The organism is Nocardioides furvisabuli (assembly GCF_021083185.1).
Classification (GTDB): domain Bacteria; phylum Actinomycetota; class Actinomycetes; order Propionibacteriales; family Nocardioidaceae; genus Nocardioides; species Nocardioides furvisabuli.
Genome location: NZ_JAIGQB010000003.1, coordinates 119,160 through 138,627, shown reverse-complemented (window position 1 = coordinate 138,627; position 19,468 = coordinate 119,160). Strand labels below are relative to the sequence as shown.

At 73.2% G+C, this 19,468-nt stretch carries 21 protein-coding genes; 16 read left to right on the top strand and 5 right to left on the bottom strand.

Annotated elements, in window-relative coordinates; all coding sequences use genetic code 11:
- Together K4G59_RS07050 and mobA are read right to left on the bottom strand one after the other, a co-directional pair.
- Window positions 1-324: a DUF6457 domain-containing protein gene (locus K4G59_RS07050; protein WP_231250262.1), complete on the bottom strand. Its 324-nt coding sequence runs from the start codon at window positions 322-324 to the stop codon at window positions 1-3.
- A gap of 50 nt (window positions 325-374) precedes the next feature.
- Window positions 375-953 (bottom strand): molybdenum cofactor guanylyltransferase, encoded by a 579-nt coding sequence (mobA, locus tag K4G59_RS07045; protein ID WP_231250261.1) that lies wholly within the window; start codon window positions 951-953, stop codon window positions 375-377.
- Window positions 954-996: 43 nt separating this feature from the next.
- Here mobA and K4G59_RS07040 point away from each other — a divergent pair, with 43 nt between their 5' ends.
- From K4G59_RS07040 to K4G59_RS07005, 8 genes are all read left to right on the top strand, one after another.
- Window positions 997-1,770, top strand: coding sequence for a carbon-nitrogen hydrolase family protein (locus K4G59_RS07040; protein WP_231250260.1), 774 nt, complete (start codon window positions 997-999; stop codon window positions 1,768-1,770).
- A gap of 11 nt (window positions 1,771-1,781) precedes the next feature.
- Entirely contained in the window at window positions 1,782-3,017 is a 1,236-nt protein-coding gene (locus tag K4G59_RS07035; protein ID WP_231250259.1) for a hypothetical protein, read from the top strand.
- Window positions 3,018-3,071: 54 nt separating this feature from the next.
- On the top strand, window positions 3,072-3,299 hold the full coding sequence (locus K4G59_RS07030; protein WP_231250258.1) for a biotin/lipoyl-binding carrier protein: 228 nt from the start codon (window positions 3,072-3,074) through the stop codon (window positions 3,297-3,299).
- Window positions 3,300-3,315: 16 nt separating this feature from the next.
- Entirely contained in the window at window positions 3,316-3,972 is a 657-nt protein-coding gene (locus K4G59_RS07025; RefSeq protein WP_231250257.1) for a Pr6Pr family membrane protein, read from the top strand.
- A gap of 72 nt (window positions 3,973-4,044) precedes the next feature.
- Complete coding sequence (locus K4G59_RS07020) at window positions 4,045-5,259, top strand: hypothetical protein (protein ID WP_231250256.1); 1,215 nt, start codon at window positions 4,045-4,047, stop codon at window positions 5,257-5,259.
- The gene (locus tag K4G59_RS07015) at window positions 5,256-5,654 is read left to right on the top strand and encodes a hypothetical protein (RefSeq protein WP_231250255.1); all 399 of its coding nucleotides are present in this window, start codon (window positions 5,256-5,258) and stop codon (window positions 5,652-5,654) included. Before K4G59_RS07020 ends, K4G59_RS07015 begins: the two co-directional genes overlap by 4 nt.
- A complete protein-coding gene (locus tag K4G59_RS07010) occupies window positions 5,647-6,021 on the top strand; it encodes a hypothetical protein (RefSeq protein WP_231250254.1) in 375 nt (124 codons plus the stop codon). The genes K4G59_RS07015 and K4G59_RS07010 overlap by 8 nt, the downstream gene beginning before the upstream one ends.
- 38 nt (window positions 6,022-6,059) lie before the next feature.
- Window positions 6,060-7,070, top strand: a complete 1,011-nt coding sequence (locus K4G59_RS07005) for an aldo/keto reductase family protein (protein ID WP_231250253.1) — start codon at window positions 6,060-6,062, stop codon at window positions 7,068-7,070.
- A 133-nt stretch (window positions 7,071-7,203) separates the two neighbouring features.
- On the opposite strand, the gene K4G59_RS07000 is transcribed toward K4G59_RS07005, so the two are convergent.
- Entirely contained in the window at window positions 7,204-8,469 is a 1,266-nt protein-coding gene (locus tag K4G59_RS07000) for an MFS transporter (protein WP_231250252.1), read from the bottom strand.
- Window positions 8,470-8,563: 94 nt separating this feature from the next.
- On the opposite strand from K4G59_RS07000, the gene K4G59_RS06995 reads away from it, so the two are divergent.
- The 5 genes from K4G59_RS06995 to K4G59_RS06975 all read left to right on the top strand — a co-directional run bounded on the left by K4G59_RS06995 (window position 8,564) and on the right by K4G59_RS06975 (window position 12,765).
- Window positions 8,564-8,950: an ArsR/SmtB family transcription factor gene (locus K4G59_RS06995; protein WP_372461796.1), complete on the top strand. Its 387-nt coding sequence runs from the start codon at window positions 8,564-8,566 to the stop codon at window positions 8,948-8,950.
- Complete coding sequence (locus K4G59_RS06990; RefSeq protein WP_231250251.1) at window positions 8,947-9,591, top strand: cation diffusion facilitator family transporter; 645 nt, start codon at window positions 8,947-8,949, stop codon at window positions 9,589-9,591. The genes K4G59_RS06995 and K4G59_RS06990 overlap by 4 nt, the downstream gene beginning before the upstream one ends.
- Complete coding sequence (locus tag K4G59_RS06985; RefSeq protein ID WP_372461795.1) at window positions 9,588-10,490, top strand: cation diffusion facilitator family transporter; 903 nt, start codon at window positions 9,588-9,590, stop codon at window positions 10,488-10,490. Before K4G59_RS06990 ends, K4G59_RS06985 begins: the two co-directional genes overlap by 4 nt.
- 54 nt (window positions 10,491-10,544) lie before the next feature.
- Complete coding sequence (locus K4G59_RS06980; RefSeq protein WP_231250249.1) at window positions 10,545-11,165, top strand: DUF2238 domain-containing protein; 621 nt, start codon at window positions 10,545-10,547, stop codon at window positions 11,163-11,165.
- Between the two features lie 109 nt (window positions 11,166-11,274).
- Complete coding sequence (locus K4G59_RS06975) at window positions 11,275-12,765, top strand: aminobutyraldehyde dehydrogenase (protein ID WP_231250248.1); 1,491 nt, start codon at window positions 11,275-11,277, stop codon at window positions 12,763-12,765.
- A 132-nt stretch (window positions 12,766-12,897) separates the two neighbouring features.
- On the opposite strand, the gene K4G59_RS06970 is transcribed toward K4G59_RS06975, so the two are convergent.
- Together K4G59_RS06970 and K4G59_RS06965 are read right to left on the bottom strand one after the other, a co-directional pair.
- Window positions 12,898-13,233 (bottom strand): cupin domain-containing protein, encoded by a 336-nt coding sequence (locus tag K4G59_RS06970; protein WP_231250247.1) that lies wholly within the window; start codon window positions 13,231-13,233, stop codon window positions 12,898-12,900.
- A 52-nt stretch (window positions 13,234-13,285) separates the two neighbouring features.
- Window positions 13,286-14,881, bottom strand: a complete 1,596-nt coding sequence (locus K4G59_RS06965) for a PucR family transcriptional regulator (RefSeq protein ID WP_231250246.1) — start codon at window positions 14,879-14,881, stop codon at window positions 13,286-13,288.
- 138 nt (window positions 14,882-15,019) lie between these two features.
- Between K4G59_RS06965 and K4G59_RS06960 the strand changes: the two genes are divergently transcribed.
- The 3 genes from K4G59_RS06960 to K4G59_RS06950 all read left to right on the top strand — a co-directional run bounded on the left by K4G59_RS06960 (window position 15,020) and on the right by K4G59_RS06950 (window position 19,463).
- Entirely contained in the window at window positions 15,020-16,432 is a 1,413-nt protein-coding gene (locus tag K4G59_RS06960; RefSeq protein ID WP_231250245.1) for an NAD(P)/FAD-dependent oxidoreductase, read from the top strand.
- Window positions 16,433-16,546: 114 nt separating this feature from the next.
- A complete protein-coding gene (locus K4G59_RS06955; protein WP_231250244.1) occupies window positions 16,547-18,091 on the top strand; it encodes a CoA-acylating methylmalonate-semialdehyde dehydrogenase in 1,545 nt (514 codons plus the stop codon).
- Entirely contained in the window at window positions 18,084-19,463 is a 1,380-nt protein-coding gene (locus K4G59_RS06950) for an aspartate aminotransferase family protein (RefSeq protein WP_231250243.1), read from the top strand. Before K4G59_RS06955 ends, K4G59_RS06950 begins: the two co-directional genes overlap by 8 nt.
- Window positions 19,464-19,468: the final 5 nt, after the last annotated feature.

Below are 19,468 nucleotides of genomic sequence, written 5' to 3'. Positions count from 1 at the left end.
TCAGTCCTCGTAGAGGTCGCTGGAGTGGTCGACCGACGAGTCGTCGGGCACCTCGTCGTCCACGTCGTCGGGGTCGGGCGCGTCGGCGGGCCGGTCCCAGCTCTCGGCGAGCAGCTGGGCCCTGGCCGCGAGCTTCTCGACCGCCTCCGGGTCGGCGCCACCCGCACCGGCGGCGTAGCCGAGCAGGTAGGCGGTGATGGGCGCGGCCGTCTTCTGCACGTCCTGCGCAGCGGTGCGGGCCAGGTCGAGGATGAGGCCTTCGTCGACCTCTGTCTCGACGTCGAGGACGTCACTGAGCTCGTCGATCCAGTCGTGAAGGTTCACGAGCCCAATCTCTCGCACCCCACCCGACGGCGGCAAGGGACAAGGACCGCTCAACCGCCGAGGTCGCGCAGGTCGGCCCACGTGTCGATGTCGAGCCCCTCCTCGCCACCGGCCGGCACCGACGCCAGGCGCAGCGGGGAGAGGAGCCGGTGCAGCGCCATGCCGTGCTGCTGCTCCGGCCCGGGGCGTACGTCGGCGAGGCGGGTCGCGTCGAGCACCCCGGCCAGCTGCCGCCGGCCGTCGCGGTCGACGAGGAACGCCCCGTCGTGGCCGTCCGCCGCCGCGCGCAGGCGCCGCATGGTGGCTGCCGTGACCCGTGGCATGTCGACGGCCAGCACGCCCACGAGCCGCGGTCGGCGCAGCAGCGCGTCGACGCCGGTGAGCAGTCCGGCGACCGGACCGCCCCGCGGTGGGTCCTCGCAGGCGAAGGTGACCGGACGCTCGGTCGGCACGGACTGCGGGGCGACGACCACCACCTCGTCGGCGTCGAGGAAGGCGTCCACCGCGTGGGCCAGCAGCGTGCGACCGGCGAGCTCGACGCTCGCCTTGTCGATCCCGTCCATGCGCGCCGCCGTGCCCCCGGCCAGCACCACGCCGCAGAAGTCGGCCGCCGTGAGGTCGAGGTCCATGCGGGCATCCTCCCAGCCGAGTCCGTTCTGGCACTCTGGAGGCATGGACACCGGCCAGCAGCTGCGCGTGCGCGTCCACCAGTGGGCCAGCGGCCTCGACCCCGCCGCCAACCGGGAGCGCCTGGCCGCCGACGTGGCGCCCGGCGCCGACCTGGTCGTCCTGCCGGAGGCCTATGCCCGCGACTTCGGCGAAGCCGGCTCCGACATCAGTGCGTACGCCGAGCCGCTGGACGGCCCGTTCGCCACCGAGGTCGCGCGGGTCGCCGACGCGACGTCGTGCACGGTCGTCGCCGGCATGTTCGAGACCTCCGCCGACCCGGCGCGGCCCTGGAACACGCTGGTGGTGCGCGGCGCCGGCCGGGCGGACTACCGCAAGATCCACCTCTACGACTCCTTCGGCTACCGCGAGTCCGACCGGCTGACCGGCGGGCCGCTCGAGCCCGTCGTCGTCGGCGTCGGGGGCTGGAGGGTCGGGTTGATGACCTGCTACGACCTGCGCTTCCCCGAGCTCGCCCGCCGCCTCGTCGACGCCGGCGCCGAGGTCCTCGTCGTGCCTGCAGCGTGGCTGCCCGGCGAGCGCAAGGTCGAGCACTGGCGCACCCTGCTCGTGGCCCGGGCCATCGAGAACACCTGCTTCGTCGTCGGTGCCGCGCAGCCCGAGCCCCGCTACACCGGCCACTCGCTGGTCGTCGGACCGCTCGGCGAGGTGCTCGCCGAGGCCGGCGGGCCCGAGGCCGTCCTCGACGCCGTGCTGGAGCGCGCGCACCTCGAGACGGCCCGTCGCACCAATCCGTCCCTGTCCAACCGGCGGCTGTAACCTCCTGCGACGTGTCTTCCCCCACCGCCGACAGCCCCCGCGGGTCCTCCCGCGGCAAGCGGGCTGCCGAGCGGCCGCCCTCGCGGCTGCGCCGGACGCGGAAGCCGAGGCCCGACACGGCCTCGCACGCCGAGGCGGACGAGCCCCGGGGCGTGGCGTCGCCCGCCGCGCCCGTCGTCCCCGCACCTGCTCCTGAGCCGACCCCTGAGCCCACCCGCGACACCGGCGTCCTCCCTCCCGACGGCCCGCGCCGGTCGTTGCTGCTGCTGTGGTTCGCCGTGCTCGGCCTCGGCGCAGCCGCACTCGTCTGGTCCGCCGTGGGCGGACTCCTCGCCGAGAGCGCCTCGGCCGGCCCCCTGGGCTCGGTGCCGGAGTGGGTGGACGGCGCCGGGGCGGTGGCCGTGGTCACCGCCCTGTCCTGGCTGCTCGCCACCCGGACGGCCGGGCGCGCGCTCGTCTCCGCCGGCCTCGCGCTGGTGCTCGGTGTGGCCAGCCTCCTGGTCGGCGGGAGGGTGCTGCCGACCGGCGCCGCGGTGATGACCTGTGTCGTGGGCAGTGTCTATGCCGTGATGGTGACGGTGCCGGCCGTGACCTGGTGGAAGGCGGTGCGCGAGGTCCTGGTCGCGGTCCTGGTCGCAGTGGTGACGGCCTTCGCGGCCGTCGGCTTCGAGCCCACGGTCGCGGCGGACCGCTTCGACCTCGCGGCGCTCTTCCTCGCCCTCGGCCTGGTCTTCACCATCGTCTACCGCCTCGGCGCCGGCCTCCACGGCCTCGGCCGGCGCGGCATGATCGTGGTCGCCTCCGGTCTCGCGGTCCTCGTCGTGACGCTGCTGTACGCCGAGCTGCTCCGGCGCTACGGCACCCAGACCTTCGTGTCGTCCGTCCTCGACTTCGCCGACTGGGTCTCGGCCCGCATCGGGGCGTTCCCGCGCCCGCTGGTCGTGCTGCTCGGCATCCCGGCGCTGGCGTGGGGCACCCACCTGCGCGCCCGCCGTCGCCAGGGCTGGTGGTTGTGCGCCTTCGGCGTCGCGGCCACCGTGCCGCTGGCCACGGGCCTGGTCGCGCCGGACAGCTCCTACCTCGAGGCCGGCCTGCGGGCGGCGTACTCCCTCGTCCTGGGCCTGCTCATCGGCTACGTGCTGATCCGCATCGACCTCGCCCTCACGGGCACCAAGGGCAGCCGCGGACGGCGTGCGGAGGAGGCCGGCCCGCACCGGCCCGAGCCGCGGCGCTTCGCCGAGCTCTGAGTCCGCCGCGGGTCCGATCAGCGGCTACGCCCCGGTAACCGCTAGCGTCGAGCCATGGCCCGCACCACGTCGCTCGAGATCGTGTCCGAGCTGGTCGCCAACGTGCTGACCATCGAGGTCGCGGAGGGCGACCGCGTCGAGGCCGGCGACACCGTCGTGCTGCTGGAGTCGATGAAGATGGAGATCCCGATGCTCGCCGAGCGCGCGGGCACCGTCACCGCGATCAGGGTGACCGTCGGCGACGTCGTGCAGGACGGCGACGTCCTCGTCGTCCTCGACTGACCGCCCGCTCGCTGACATGACTGCCACCCGCGCCCGGCCGGTCCACCTCGTCGTCGCCGTCGTCGCCTGGGCGGCGGTGGTCCTGCAGCTGGTGCTGGTGCTGCTCGGCTCGGCCGTCCTCGTCGAGGAGGACCCGCCCGGCCGGGCGGAGAGCATCTACCGCTTCTTCGCCTACTTCACGATCCAGAGCAACCTGCTGGTCGCGCTCACCTCCACGGTCCTGGCGCGCGACCCGGCCCTCGACCGCCCGCGCTGGCGCGTGGCCCGCCTCGCCGGTCTGGTGGGGATCACCGTCACCGGCCTGGTGCACTTCTTCCTGCTGCGCCCGCTGCTCGACCTCGACGGTGCGGACTGGGTCGCCGACAAGATGCTGCACATGGTGGTGCCGGTGCTCGCGCTCGCGGCCTGGGCTGTCGTCGGGCCACGCCCGCGGATCGGCGTCCGCGAGGCGGCGTACGCGCTGTGCTGGCCCCTGGCCTGGCTGGCGTGGACCCTCGTGGTGGGCGAGGTCGACGGCTGGGTGCCCTACCCGTTCCTCGACGCCGACACCGAGGGGTGGGGCGCGGTGGCGGTCGTCAGCGTCGGCATCACGGCACTGTTCGTGCTGCTGTTCGCCGCCTTCGGATGGCTGGACCGCAGGCTCGCGGCGGTGCCGCGCAGCGACCGGCGCTGAACCCACACCCTCCGCGATGTTTGGTGCCGACCGGCACGCGGAAGGATGTCCGCGTCCGGAAGGAGACCGACGTTGAACGACATCGTCATCAGGTACGACACCTTGGCTCTCACCCAGCAGGTGCTCGAGCGCCAGCACGGCCACGCCCAGCAGATGGCCTCCTACATCCGGGCCCAGGCAGACATCGGCGACGCCACCGGGCTCCTGCTGCAGGTCTTCGACCCGCTGTCGCGCGCCGCTGTCCAGGCCGCCGGCTACGCCATGGACGCGCTGGCCTCGCTGGAGCAGGCCGCCGCCGCAGCGGTCGGGGAGACCGCCGTCGACTTCCGCGACCAGGACGGGTCGGTCAGCGACTTCTTCACCACCCTCGGCGCAGAGCTCGGCGCCTGCGGTGGTGCCGCGGGTCCGACCGGCCCCTACCCCGACCTGCGCGGCCCCGCGCTTCCCGCGGCGGGCGAGTCGGCCGGCGGCGACCACGGCGACGTCAGCTCCTTCATCTGGGAGAAGGGCGCCGACACCGTCGGTGCCGTGGGCGACGGCGTGCGCGACGCCCGTCAGCTGGTCGAGCGGGTGGGCGACCTCGGCAACGGCGGTCCGGTGCGCGAGCAGGTCGACGCGTCGTCGTACCTCGTGGCCCCCAGCAACCCCGAGAACCCGGTGCAGGACCTGCGCTGGAGCGCGGGCGCGATCCTCGGCAGCATCGACTGGGTGGCCGAGCAGTTCCTCGGCTACTCGATCCTCGACCGCTGCATCTACCACCCGTTCGCCGGTGACTGGGAGGCGATCTTCCGCGCCTCGGAGGCGTGGAGCCACTGCGGCGACGCGTGCTTCGCGCTGGCCCGCAACCACGCCGGCCTGGTCGCCTCGACCGCGCAGACCTGGCAGGGCGTCGCGGGCCACTCGTTCCGCGCCAGCATGACGTCGGTGTCGGGTGGCGCGCTCGGCATGCAGTACGCCATGGGCTACGCCAGCGACCTGGTCAAGAACATCTCGACCGCCTGCAAGCTCGCCGCCACGGGGATCGGCATGGCACTGAACTTCATCGTCAACAAGCTGCTGAAGATGGCCGCGCAGGCGGCGACCCCGGTCGTCGGCTGGGCGGTCGGCGCGGTGACGATCTACAGCGACATCGAGGCCGTCGTGAAGAAGGTGAAGCTGATCTACACGATCATCGAGACCATCGCGAGCGCGATCGAGGACTTCGCGGAGGGCAAGATGGCGATCATGGACAAGTACGAGGTCATCGCCGACGTGGTGTCGGGCTTCGGCCAGAGCGCCACCGCATGAGTGCATCAGGGGCGCAGCAGCCCGACTCCGTGCTGGCACGGCTCGAGGCGCTGATCGGCAGCCTGGAGCGCGAGGAGCGCGCGTCCGAGCGCGAGCTGGCCGACAGTGACCGCGAGCGTGCCGCCGCGGCTCGCGACGGCCGGATGGGACCGGAGTGGCAGCGGGTCCAGCGCCGCATCGACGCCGGCGAGACGACGGTGCTCGACGTCTTCTCCGGTCGCGACGAGTCGCCCGAGGCGCAGCGGCTCCGGGAGATGTCGAGCGCCAACCTCCAGGCCCTGCGCGAGACGATGCCGCCGGACCTGGTCGAGGAGGTCGAGGACAGCGACGAGGCCTTCGACCGGATGCGCGAGCGCGTGACGCGTCCGCCGCGGCGTGAGGGCGACGATGCCTGAGCCGATCGTCCGGCGCTGGTCGCGCCGCATCGTCCATCCGCGCCTGACCCTCACCACCACCGACGTGGAGGCCACGCTGCGCCAGCTCGAGGCGTGCCTGGACGACGAGGGCTTCCGCAGCACGCCCGCCGACGACGGGTTCCGCGCGAAGCGCCGTCCGTGGATGTCCTGGCTCGCCGCGGCCGCCGCGACCTCGTGCGTGGTCCTCGTCGAGCCGACGTCACCGACCACGGTCGTCGTCGACGTCGAGGACACCGGCAACCACCCGGCGCCCGGCAAGGTCGCCGAGGCGATCACCGACGCCGTACGCCTCCTCGCCTTCGCCGGCGTCGAGGTGCGGGCGGGCGAGTGGCAGGCCGTCCCCTGACCAGACCGCCCTTCCGGGTGCCCCGCTAGTGTCGAGGAATGGAGTTTCGATACCTCGGCAACAGCGGACTGAAGATCTCTGAGATCACCTACGGCAACTGGCTCACCCACGGGTCCCAGGTCGAGAACGACGTCGCCACGCAGTGCGTGCGCGCCGCGCTCGACGAGGGCATCTCGACGTTCGACACCGCCGACGTCTATGCCAACACCGCGGCGGAGACCGTGCTCGGCGAGGCGCTGAAGGGTGAGCGTCGCGAGTCGCTGGAGATCTTCACGAAGGTCTACTGGCCCACCGGCCCCGGCGGCAAGAACGACACAGGTCTGTCGCGCAAGCACGTCATGGAGTCGATCAACGGCTCGCTCGAGCGGCTGCAGACCGACTACGTCGACCTCTACCAGGCCCACCGCTACGACACCGAGACGCCGCTCGAGGAGACGATGCAGGCCTTCGCCGACATCGTGCGCCAGGGCAAGGCGCTCTACATCGGCGTCAGCGAGTGGACCGCCGACCAGATCCGCGCCGGCGTGGAGCTGTCGAAGGAGCTCGGCTTCCAGCTGATCTCCAGCCAGCCCCAGTACTCCATGCTCTGGCGGGTGATCGAGGGCGAGGTCGTGCCGACCTCCGCCGAGCTCGGTGTCTCGCAGATCGTGTGGAGCCCGATGGCGCAGGGCGTCCTGTCCGGCAAGTACGTCCCCGGCCAGCCGCTGCCCGAGGGTTCGCGCGCCACCGACGACAAGGGCGGCGCCGACATGATCAGCCGCTTCATGAACGACGACACCCTGTCCGCGGTGCAGGACCTCAAGCCGATCGCCGAGGACTGCGGCCTCACGATGGCCCAGCTCTCCATCGCCTGGGTGCTGCAGAACGACAACGTCGCCGCCGCGCTCGTCGGCGCCTCGCGCCCCGAGCAGGTGGCCGACAACGTCAAGGCCGCCGGGGTGAAGCTCGACGCCGACGTGATGAAGCGCATCGACGACGCCCTCGGCTCGGTCGTGATCAGCGACCCGGGCAAGACGGCCGAGGGTGCGCCGAAGGGCCGCGTGGCCTGAGGCCTCGGTGCTCGTGGTCCTGGGGGATCCCCGGCTGGCCGGGGATCCCCCAGGTTGTCGGCCTCTGCACGCCCTGACAACCCGTGGGAGAGCCTGACAACCTCCGGCAGGGCGTACGCCGCACCCCGGAGGCTCACCCCACCCGCGTCACCCGGTAGCGCACGAAGGCGGGCACCGCGATGGCGGCGAGGACGGTGAAGACCACGACCAGTACGCCGCCGCCGGCCGCGGCGACCGCGGCCCCGGTGGCTGCCGCGGTGGCGCCGTGGGCCACGTCGGCAACCCGGGGGCCGCCGGCGACCACGACGATGAAGATGCCCTGGAGCCGACCGCGGACCTCATCGGCGGCTGCCGACTGGAGCATCGAGGTGCGGAAGGCCGCGGACGCCATGTCGGCGGCGCCGCCGATCGCCAGCATCAGCACGGCGACGCCGAGCATCAGCGCGGGTGCGAAGGGAGCGAGCATCGCCGCCACGCCGAAGCCGATCATCGCCACGCCCCAGACCAGGATCGCCACGATCACCGCGAGGCCCTGGCGCTCCACCCGTGACACCCAGCCCGAGAGCACGCCGCCGACGACCGCGCCCGCAGGGATCGCGGCGAAGAGCAGCGCGAAGGCCAGGCCGCCCTCGCTGGGCCCGCCGAAGTCGACGTCGGCCATCTCCGGGAAGAGCGCCCGCGGCATCCCGAAGACCATCGCGATGATGTCCACGACGAACGACATCATCAGCACCGGCTGGGTCCGCAGGTAGCGGAAACCGTCGACGACGGCGCGGATCCCCGGTGTCTTCGTCACGCCCGTCACCGGCAGCGGCGGGAGGCGTACGACGGCGCCGAGGGTCGCGAGCAGAGCGATCGTGTCGATCAGGTAGAGCCAGGAGAAGCCCACCAGCGGGATGAGCGCCCCGCCGACGAGCGGACCGGCGATCCCGCCGGCCTGCATGACGGTCATGTTGAGCGAGTTGGCCGCCGGCAGGAGCTCCTGGTCGAGCAGTCGTGGCAGCAGCGCCGACCGGGTGGGCTGGTTGACCGCGAAGAACGCCTGCTGCACCGCAAAGAGGGACAGCAGCAGCCACACGTCCTCGGTGCCGGCGGCCGCCTGCATCCAGAAGCCGAGGCTCGTGAGGATCAGGCCGACCGTCGTGATGACCAGCAGCGTGCGGCGGTCGAAGACATCGGCGAGCGCACCACCCCACAGGCCGAAGACGACCAGCGGCACCAGTCCGAACACGCCGGTCAGCCCGACGTAGGCCGACGACCCGGTCATCGCGTAGATCTGCGCGGGGACCGCGACGACCGTGAGCTGGGCACCGATGACGGTGATGATGTTGGCCCGCCAGAGACGGCGGAAGTGCGGGTTCGCGAGCGGGCGGGTGTCCGCCAGCAGCCGCCTCTCCACCCGCGCAGGCTAGGTCACGTGCTCGTCGCCGCGCCGCGCAGGACGGTCGTGGGCCGGCTCGACCGGGCGCTGGTCGAGGCCCTATCATCGGCACATGACGATGAAAGCGATGGATGCCGCTCCTCCGGACGTCGAGGGGGCGGCCGGCCTCACGGCTGCGGCGTGCCTCTTCCACGGGTTCTCCGACACGTCGCGACTCTCGATCGTGCGCCACCTCGCCCTGGGCGAGCACCGCGTCGTCGACCTCACCGCGCACCTGGGCCTCGCCCAGAGCACCGTCTCCCAGCACCTGGCCTGTCTCAAGGAGTGCGGGCTGGTCGCGTCCCGACCCGAGGGGCGGGCCTCGATGTGGTCGCTCAACCACCCCGACACGGTGATGGACCTCCTCGCAGCGGCCGAGAGGCTGCTCGCCCTGACCGGGGACGCGGTCACGCTGTGCCCGACCTACGGCGCCGACTCGCTCCCCGGTGAGGCGTCGTGACCGCCTCGTCCGTCCGCGACGTCGACGAGCGACGCCGGCTGGGACGTCGCGCGCAGCTGCTCGCGGCGGCCTCGGTGTCCTACAACCTCGTCGAGGCAGTGATCGCCGTGACGGCCGGCCTTGTCGCCGGATCCGTCGCGCTCGTGGGCTTCGGACTGGACTCCCTGGTGGAGGTGTCCAGCGGGCTGGTCATCCTCTGGCAGTTCCGCCACCCGCTGCCCGAGTCGCGCGAGCGCACGGCGCTGCGGCTGATGGCGGTCTCGTTCTTCGCGCTGGCGGCGTACGTCGGCGTCGAGTCCGTCCGCGCCCTGGTCAGCGGCCACTCCCCGGACGCCTCCCCGGTCGGCATCGCGCTGGCCGCCGCCTCGCTGGTGGTCATGCCGTTCCTGTCGTGGGCGCAGCGACGCACCGGCCGCGCGCTCGGGTCGCACGCGGTCGTGGCCGACTCGACCCAGACGCTGTTGTGCACCTACCTCTCCGCCGTCCTGCTGGTCGGCCTGGTGCTCAACGCGACGCTGGGGTGGTCGTGGGCGGACCCGCTCGCCGGGCTCGTCATCGCCTACGTCGCCGCCCGGGAGGGCCTCGAGGCATGGCGCGGCGAGGACTGTTGCGCGCCCGCCCGTTCCGACGGAGGATCGTGACGGGCGCAGGCCACGGGCACGGCCACGCCGGCGCCCGGCACAGATGGCGGCTCGCCGTCGCCTTCGGCCTCGTCGGGACCTTCTTCCTCGTCGAGCTGGTCGCCGGTCTCCTCAGCGGCTCGCTGGCCCTGCTCTCCGACGCCGGCCACATGGCTGCCGACGTGGTGGCGCTCGGCGCGGCCCTGGTGGCCACGAAGATCGCCACGCGCCGGGACGACACCGGTCGCCGCACGTACGGCTCCTACCGCGCCGAGGTCTTCGCCTCCGGCTTCACGGTGCTGCTGATGCTCGGCATGGCGGCGTACGTCGTCGTCGAGGCCGTACGCCGTGCCGGCGAGGCGGTCGAGGTGTCCTCCGGCCCGATGCTGGTCGTCGGCTCCCTCGGGCTGGTCGTCAACGTCGTCTGCCTGGCGCTGCTGCGCGGCGGGTCCCGGGAGTCGATCAACGTGCGCGGCGCCTACCTCGAGGTGGTGGCCGACACCGCCGGCAGCGTCGGGGTGGTGCTGGCCGGCGTGCTCGTGGCGCTGACCGGCTCGACCAGCGCCGACACCCTGGTCGCGCTCGCCATCGGCGGGTTCGTCGCGGTGCGCGCGGTCGTCCTCGGCCGGGAGGTGCTGGCCGTCCTGGGACAGCACGCACCCCACGACGTGGACCTCGCGGCGGTGGTGCGCGACCTCGAGCAGGTGCCCGGCGTGGCGCAGGTGCACGACCTGCATGCCTGGACGCTGACGTCGGGGATGAACGTCGCCACCGCCCACCTCGTGCTCCGTGTCGGCGCCGACTCGCAGGTCGTGCTGGGCGCGGCCCGGGCGACGCTGCGCGAGGGCCACGGGATCGACCACGCGACCCTCCAGGTGGAGGTCACGCCCGCCCGGGAGTGCCACGAGGCGACGTGGTGAGACACTGGGCGGCGTACGCGCCCGGTCCGCACGGCGCCACGAGACGAGGTGCACGTGTCCGAGGCAGTGATCGAGCATCCCGCCACGCCCACGCTGGCCAGGAGCGCCAACGTGCTGGCGAAGGGCGCGCTCGTGCTGCTCCTCGTCTTCGCGGTGGTCTATCCCGACCAGGCCAACCTGCGTGACAAGGCCGCCGGCATGCGGGCCATCGGCTACCCGCTCGTGTCCTTCACGATCCCGGTGCTGTGGTGGACGCTGTGGCGCGACCGGACGTCGTTCCCGTGGCTGCCCGACCTGCTCATCACGATCACCTGCTTCTCCGACATCCTCGGCAACCGGATGGACCTCTACGACACCGTCGTGTGGTTCGACGACTGGATGCACTTCGTCAACACCGGCCTCCTCGCCGCGGCGTTCGTGCTGTTGACGCTGCCCCGCGACGTCGGCTTCGGCCGCGTCCTCGAGCGCTGCCTCGCCTTCGGGGCCACGGTGGCGATCGCCTGGGAGGTGGCGGAGTTCTTCGCCTTCATCAGCCGCTCGACCGAGCGGGAGTTCGCCTACGCCGACACCCTCGGCGACCTCGCCCTCGGCACCGCCGGCGCCGTCGTCGCCGCCGTCGTCATCCACCGCGCGTGGCGGCGCGGGTACCTGGTGCACCCCCACCCGCTGCGCTGAGCCGACGATCCGGCGTGCCGGCACGACGATCCCGACGTACCGTCGGTCGCCGCGCCCCTCGCCCGGGGGCGAGGATGGGTGCGGCCCGACCGGACCCGAGGAGCGCACCGTGACCACCCAGCCCAGCACGAGCAACATCATCGGCAGCGTCGCCGGCACCGGCACCGGGCCGGAGCAGTCGGTCATCGACCCCTCGACCGGGGAGGTGATCTGGCGCTACGCCGCCGACGAGCCGGCCCAGGTCGACGCCGCGGTCGCGGCGGCAGCGACGGCGTACGCCGAGTGGTCGCGCGCCACGCCCGCCGAGCGCTCCGCCGCGCTGGTCGCCCTCGCCGCGCACCTCGAGGGCATGGCCGAGGAGCTGGCGCAGGCCGAGACAGCGCAGACGGGCAAGCCGATCCGGCTCAGCCGGGAGTTCGACGTGCCCGGCTCGATCGACAACGTGGCCTTCTTCGCCGGTGCCGCCCGCCGCCTCGACGGGCACGCGTCGGGGGAGTACTCCGCCGACCACACCTCGACGATCCGGCGCCAGCCGATCGGGGTCGTCGGCTCGATCGCGCCCTGGAACTACCCCCTCCAGATGGCGATGTGGAAGGTCCTGCCCGCGATCGCGGCGGGCAACACGATCGTGCTGAAGGCCGCGGAGAACACCCCGCTCACGACGCTGATGCTGGCCGAGGCGTGCGCCGCCGTCGGCGTCCCGGCGGGTGTCGTCAACGTGGTCAACGGTCCGGGACCGCTCACCGGTGAGGCGCTGGTGACTCACCCGGGGATCGCGATGACGTCCTTCACCGGGTCGACCGCTGTGGGCCGCCACATCGCCGGCCTCGCCGCCGCCAACGGCACCCGCCTCCACCTCGAGCTCGGCGGCAAGGCGCCCTTCGTGGTCTTCGACGACGCCGACCTCGACGCCGCGGTCCGTGGTGCGGTCGCCGCCAGCCTCATCAACACCGGCCAGGACTGCACGGCCGCGACCCGGGCGTACGTCCACCGCTCGCGCCTCGACGCCTTCGCCGAGGGCGTGGCGGACCTCATGTCACGCGTACGCCTCGGTGCACCGACCGACGAGACGACCGACCAGGGGCCGCTCGTGTCCTTCCGGCAGCGCGACAAGGTCGCCGCGATGGTCGAGCGGGCCGTCGCCGCGGGCGCGACAGCCGTGACGGGGGGCAGGGCGCCCGGCGGCGACCTCGCCGCCGGCGCGTACTACGAGCCCACGCTCCTCGTCGGGGCCGCCCAGGACAGCGAGATCGTGCAGGAGGAGACCTTCGGCCCGGTGCTGGCGGTGCTGGCCTTCGACTCCGACGACGAGGCGATCCGCCTGGCCAACGACGTGCCCTTCGGGCTCGCCGCGTCCGCCTGGACCCGCGACGTCTACCGCGCTCAGCGCGCCGCCCGGGAGATCGACGCCGGCACGGTGTGGGTCAACGACCACATCCCGATCATCTCCGAGATGCCGCACGGCGGGATGAAGGCCTCGGGCTACGGCAAGGACATGTCGAGCTACTCCTTCGAGGAGTACACCCAGGTCAAGCACGTGATGGCGGACATCACCGGTGTGGCTGCCAAGCCCTGGCACACGACGATCTTCGACCTGTGAGGGCGGCGGCCGGAGCTGAGGGATCCCCGGTCACCCGGGGAAAGTGGAGCCTCACCCCCGAAACTTCGCGGGGGAGGCTCCACTTTCCCCGGATATCCGGGGATCGCGACAGAGGGGAAGGCAGGTCCCGCCTCAGGGCTCCATGCCCGTGAAGTAGACCTTGCGCAGGGTCTCGCGGACCGTCCAGGTGGTCCGGTCGCCGGCGCGGAGGCGGACGGTGGAGGAGGGGCCGAGATCCAGCACGGTGCCGTCCTCGAACTCGACGGTCGCCGACCCGGACAGCACGACGAAGACCTCGTCGACCTCGACGTCGGTGGCGGTGCCGGGCGTCATCTCCCAGACCCCGACCTCCGCACCGGCCACGGCAGCGAGCGCCCGCGAGCCGGCGTACGGGTCACCCTCGAGGACCGTCGAGGGCTCGACCGGCGTCAGCCGGCAGGGCTCGTCGACGTCCAACATCCGCTGCATGGCGACGATCCTGCCCCCGTGCGGACGCCGTCGGCAGGGACGTGGTGTCGGCTCAGGAGCGCGATCGCGACAGATCGTCGGCCAGCAGCGCGAGGTGCAGCGACAGCCGCACCTCGGGGTCGTCGAGGCCCATCCCGAGGACGCGCTCGATCTTGGCGAGGCGGTCGTAGAACGCTGCGCGCGACAGGTGCAGGCTCGCCGCGGCGTCGGTCTTGCTGGCGGGGTGCTCCAGCAGCGCCCGCAGGGCCGGGAGCAGGCTGCCGCGCCCGACGGGCCCCGCGTCGGCCTCGCGCAGCGCCCGGAGCTCGCGCTCGGCGAAGACCCGGATCCGCTCGTCGTCGCCGAGCAGGGCGAGCAGGCCCCGCACGTGCAGGTCGGCGAGGCGGTGGACCACCGGCGAGGCGTCGTCGGAAGCAGGGACGGCGTCGGCGACCTGGCCGGCCTCGAGCAGTGACGTGTCGATGCCGTCGAGGGTGTCGATGGGCCGGCCGGCGGCCACCACCAGCGGCGTGAACGCCTGCACCCGCGCGGCGATCCGGTCGGCGGCGGCGTCGGGGTCGGAGGTGGCCGGGACCGACAGCAGCACCCGTGCCTCCCGGTCCACCTCGCACACCAGGGCGGGCACCCGCAGGCCGTGCGCGGCGCGGACGAACGCCGAGACGACCTCACCGGCGTCCTGCACCCGGCTCGCCAGCGGCGGGCGGGCGACGAGGCCGAGGAAGTGCCGACGGCGCGTGGGGAAGCCCGCCACCTCGCACCGCTCGAGGAGTCCCGGGGCGTCCGGGTCGCTCCGGAGGCCCTGCACCAGCTCGAGGTGGACACGGCGTACGACGTTGTCGCGGTCGCGGTCGTGCAACCGGTGCAGCGCCAACGCTGCCGCCGCGCGCTCGGCGACGGCCACCAGCCGCTGCGAGGGCCGCTGCGGGGAGGCGATCACGAGCCGGCCCCAGTCGCGGTCGTCGCTGCCGAGGCGGGTGACGAGCCAGCCGAGCCGCTCGTCCCAGCCGGTGCGCCGGGCGATGCTGACGCGCGAGGACCTGGCCTGCCAGTTGTCGAGGAACCCGGCCGAGGGGGCGGCTCCGGTGAGGAAGTCGAGCGGGCGGTGCTCGGCGTTCTCCAGCACGACCGGTCCGCCGGTCAGCCGGCACACGGCGTCGAGGATGTCGGCTGGTCCTGCCTGGGCGAAGCTCAGCTCGGTGAAGGTCTCGTGCACGCGCTGCGCCTCGACGAGCTCGTCGAGCTGGACGTCGACCACGCGCTCGCCGATCGCCTGGGTGAGCGCGGCGAAGCGGGTCTCGTGAGTGAGCACGACCAGCGGGACCGACTGCTCGCGGCAGGCCGCCACGAGTGCGGGCGGCACGGTGTCGCGCCAGCGCCGGCCGAGCTCGACCACCAGGCCCGAGCTCTCGGCCTCGGCCAGGTCCGCGGCGAAGCGGCGCCAGCCGTCCTCGTCGGCGTCGTCGGGGAGCCCGGTGCCCATCGTCAGCACCAGGTCCCCGGGACGCAGCAGGGGCACCACGTCGCGCTGCTCGGTGGCGTGCGCCCACCGGATCGGGCGGGTGAGCCCGTCCTCCCCGGCCTCCACCACCGGCTCGGCCCGCCGGAAGGCGGGGAGCTGCAGCGCTTCGGCGACGGTCAGCTGCGACATGGCACGAGTGTCCCAGACCTCCACCGACGATGTGTCGCGCTCTGGGCGCGGTCAGCGACGATCTGGCGCCCGCCGTGCGCACGCGAGGGCACGACACTCGGAAGACCGCAGCCGCTGCCCCACCCCGGAGACGAGCCCGTGCCCGCACCACCCGCGCCCACCGCGTACGAGCGGCACGCCCCCGACCCGCGCCTGGTCGAGCGGTCGCTGGCGCCCTCGCGGCACGCGGTCTTCTGGTTGGAGGACTCGCACGACGTCCCGGCGCCGACGCCGCTGACCGCCTCGACGAGGGCCGACCTGGTCGTCGTGGGCGGCGGCTACCTCGGACTCTGGACCGCCGTGCTGGCCAAGCGACGCGACCCGGGCCGACACGTCGTGCTGCTCGAGGCACAGCGCATCGGCTGGGCGGCGTCGGGTCGCAACGGCGGGTTCTGCGAGGCCTCGATCACGCACGGGGAGGCCAACGGGCGCGCGCGCTGGCCCGACGAGTACGACGTCCTGGACCGGCTCGGCCGGCAGAACCTCGACGCCTTCGAGGCCGACGTGGCGTCCTGGGGCCTGGACTGCCAGTGGGAGCGCACCGGGGTCGTCCACGCCGCCGTCGAGGAGCACGAGCTCGACTGGCTCGGCCCCGACCGGCTCGACGCCGCGGGGGTCCGGGCACTCGTGGACAGCCCGCTCTTCCTCGGTGGCCGCCGCGTCGCCGGCGAGGCCGCGATGGTCCACCCGGCGCGGCTCGCCCACGAGCTGGCGCGGGTCGCGCGCGAGCTGGGGGTGGAGGTCCACGAGGGCTCCGCGGTGGAGGCCCTGTCCCGCGACGCCTCCGGCCGGGTGCGCGTCGAGACCGCGCGTGCCACGGTGCTGGCCGACCGCGTGGTGCTCGCGACCAACGTCTTCCCCTCGTTGCTGCGCCGTGCCCGGCTGATGACCGTGCCGGTCTACGACTACGTCCTGATGAGCGAGCCGCTGACGCCTGAGCAGCGGGCCTCCGTCGGGTGGGCCGGGCGCGAGGGCCTCGGCGACCTGGCCAACCAGTTCCACTACTCGCGGCTGACCGCGGACGACCGGATCCTCTATGGCGGCTACGACGCGGTCTACCACTTCGGCGGACGGCTGCGTGCGCGCTACGAGGACCGGCCGGAGAGCTTCACGCGGCTCGCCTCGCACTTCTTCGCCACCTTCCCCCAGCTCGAGGGCCTCTCCTTCACCCACCGCTGGGCCGGTGCGATCGACACGTGCACCCGCTTCGCCGCGTTCTACGGCCTCGCCCACCGTGACCGGGTGGCGTACGCCGCCGGGTTCACCGGGCTCGGGGTCGGCGCCACCCGCTTCGCCGCCGAGGTGCTCCTCGACCTGCTGGCGCACGAGCGGAACGAGCGCACAGAGCTGGAGATGGTGCGGCGTCGTCCGCTGCCCTTCCCGCCCGAACCCGCGGCGGCGATCGGCATCAACCTCACGCGCCGCTCGCTCGACCGCGCCGACCACCGGAAGGGCCACCGGGACCCGTGGCTGCGCGTGCTCGACGCGGCGGGCCTGGGCTTCGACTCCTGAGCGGCGACAAGGCGTCGACCTCGAGGTGGCGATCCGACGGATCGTCGGGCGCCGTGCGCGGTCGCGACGGCGAGGATGGAGCCGTCCGCCCCACACCAGCCAGGGAGCACCCGCATGACCACCTCGATCACGCACTGGGCGGACGGCCGTCGACTCGACGGCGCCTCCGACCGGTGGGCCGACGTCACCAACCCCGCCACCGGCCAGGTCTCCGGCCGGGTCGCGCTGGCCGACGAGGCGGACGCCGCCGCCGTCATCGCGTCAACCACGCGCGCCGCCAAGGCGTGGGGCGAGACGTCCCTGGCCGCGCGCACCCAGGTGCTCTTCGCCTTCCGCGAGCTGCTCAACAGCCGCAAGGGCGAGCTCGCCCACCTGATCACCGCCGAGCACGGCAAGGTCCACTCCGACGCGCTCGGCGAGATCGCCCGCGGCCAGGAGGTCGTGGAGTTCGCGTGCGGCATCTCCCACCTGCTCAAGGGCGGGCACAGCGACAGCGCGTCGTCCGGCGTCGACGTGCACTCCAAGCGCTCCCCGCTCGGCGTGGTAGGCATCATCAGCCCCTTCAACTTCCCGGCGATGGTGCCGATGTGGTTCTTCCCGGTCGCGATCGCGGCCGGCAACGCGGTGGTCCTCAAGCCCAGCGAGAAGGACCCGTCAGCCGCCCTCTGGCTGGCCGAGCTGTGGCAGGAGGCCGGTCTGCCCGACGGCGTCTTCAACGTCCTCCAGGGCGACAAGGTCGCCGTCGACGCGCTGCTGGAGTCCCCGGACGTGGCAGCCATCAGCTTCGTCGGGTCCACCCCGATCGCGCAGTACGTCTACGAGCAGGCCAGCCGCCACGGCAAGCGCGTGCAGGCCCTGGGGGGCGCGAAGAACCACATGGTCGTCCTGCCCGACGCCGACCTCGACCTCGCGGCCGACGCCGCGGTCAACGCCGGCTACGGCTCGGCCGGTGAGCGCTGCATGGCGATCAGCGTGCTCGTCGCCGTCGATCCCGTGGCCGACGACCTCGTCGCCCGCATCGCCGAGCGCACCCGCACGCTGCTGATCGGCGACGGAGGCACGAGCGCCACCGAGGCGGCCGGCGCCGGTGGCGAGACGGCCAGGGAGGCCGACATGGGTCCGCTGGTGACCCGCGCGCACCGCGACCGGGTCGCCGGCCTCATCGACTCCGGCGAGGCGGCCGGGGCCAAGGTCGTCGTGGACGGCCGCGAGGTGCGGGCCCGTGGCGCCGAGGACGGGTTCTGGCTCGGGCCCACCCTCTTCGACCACGTCACCCCCGACATGGAGATCTACCGCGAGGAGATCTTCGGCCCCGTGCTCTCGGTCGTGCGGGTGGCGTCGTACGACGAGGCGGTCGCGCTGGTCAACGCCAACGACTACGGCAACGGCACCGCCATCTTCACCAACGACGGCGGCGCGGCACGACGCTTCGAGAACGACGTCGAGGTCGGGATGATCGGTGTCAACGTGCCGATCCCGGTGCCGGTGGCCTACTACTCCTTCGGCGGCTGGAAGCGCTCGCTCTTCGGCGACACCCACGCCCACGGCACCGAGGGCGTGCACTTCTTCACCCGCGCCAAGGTCGTCACCACCCGCTGGATCAACCCCGCCGCCCGTCCCGAGGGCGGCCTCGAGCTGGGATTCCCCCGCAATGTCTGAGACCACTGCCACTGCGAGCGGCGTACGCACCTTCGACGACCCGGCACGGGCCTACGAGCTGGACCGCCGCCACGTCTTCCACTCCTGGTCGGCCCAGGCCGCGCTCGACCCGATGGTCGTGACCAGGGCCGAGGGCTCCCACGTCTGGGACGGCGAGGGCAACCGGCTGCTCGACTTCACCTCGCAGCTCGTCTTCACCAACCTCGGTCACCAGCACCCGCGCATCGTCGCGGCGATCCAGGAGCAGGCCGCAACCCTCTGCACGGTCGCCCCGGGCCACGCCAACGGCGCCCGGTCCGAGGCGGCCCGGCTCATCGCCTCCCACACCCCGGGCGACCTGGACCGGATCTTCTTCACCAACGGCGGTGCCGACGCCAACGAGCACGCCATCCGGATGGCCCGGCTGCACACCGGTCGCCACAAGGTGCTCTCGACCTACCGCAGCTACCACGGCGGCACCCACCTCGCGGTCAACGTCACGGGCGACCCGCGCCGGTGGGCCAGCGACCACGGCGCGACGGGCACGGTCCACTTCTTCGGGCCCTTCCTCTACCGCAGCGCCTTCTCCGCCACGACCGAGGAGGAGGAGTGCCAGCGCGCGCTCGCCCACCTCGAGCAGGTCATCGCCCTCGAGGGCCCGACCACGATCGCGGCGGTCATGCTGGAGTCGATCCCCGGGACGGCTGGCATCATGGTGCCGCCGCCGGGCTACCTCGCCGGCGTGCGTGAGCTGTGCGACCGGTCCGGGATCATGCTGATCGCAGACGAGGTGATGTCGGGCTTCGGGCGCGCGGGGAAGTGGTTCGCGATCGAGCACGGCGCCACCGACCGCGGTGTCGTGCCCGACCTGCTCACCTTCGCCAAGGGCGTGAACTCCGGCTACGTGCCGCTCGGAGGCGTCGCGATCAGCGGCGCGATCCAGCGCACCTTCGACGACCGGGTCTACCCCGGCGGCCTGACCTACTCCGGCCACCCGCTCGCCTGCGCCGCCGCGGTGGCGACCATCGAGACGATGGAGGACGACGCCGTGGTCGAGCAGGCCGCACGGCTCGGCGACGAGGTCCTCGGGCCCGGCCTCGCGGAGCTGGCCGCGCGCCACGAGTGGATCGGCGAGGTGCGCGGCACCGGCGCCTTCTGGGCCGTCGAGATGGTCGCGGACCGCGCGACCCGCGAGCCACTGGCGCCGTACGGTGCGAGCAGCCCGGAGATGAACGCGATCCTCGCCGCGTGCCGGCGCAGGGGGATGCTGCCCTTCGCCAACTTCAACCGCATCCACGTCGTGCCGCCGCTCACCATCACCCCGGACGAGGCGCGCGCGGGACTGGCGATCCTCGACGCCGCGATCGGCGAGGTGTCGGCGAAGCAGCGATGAGCGCG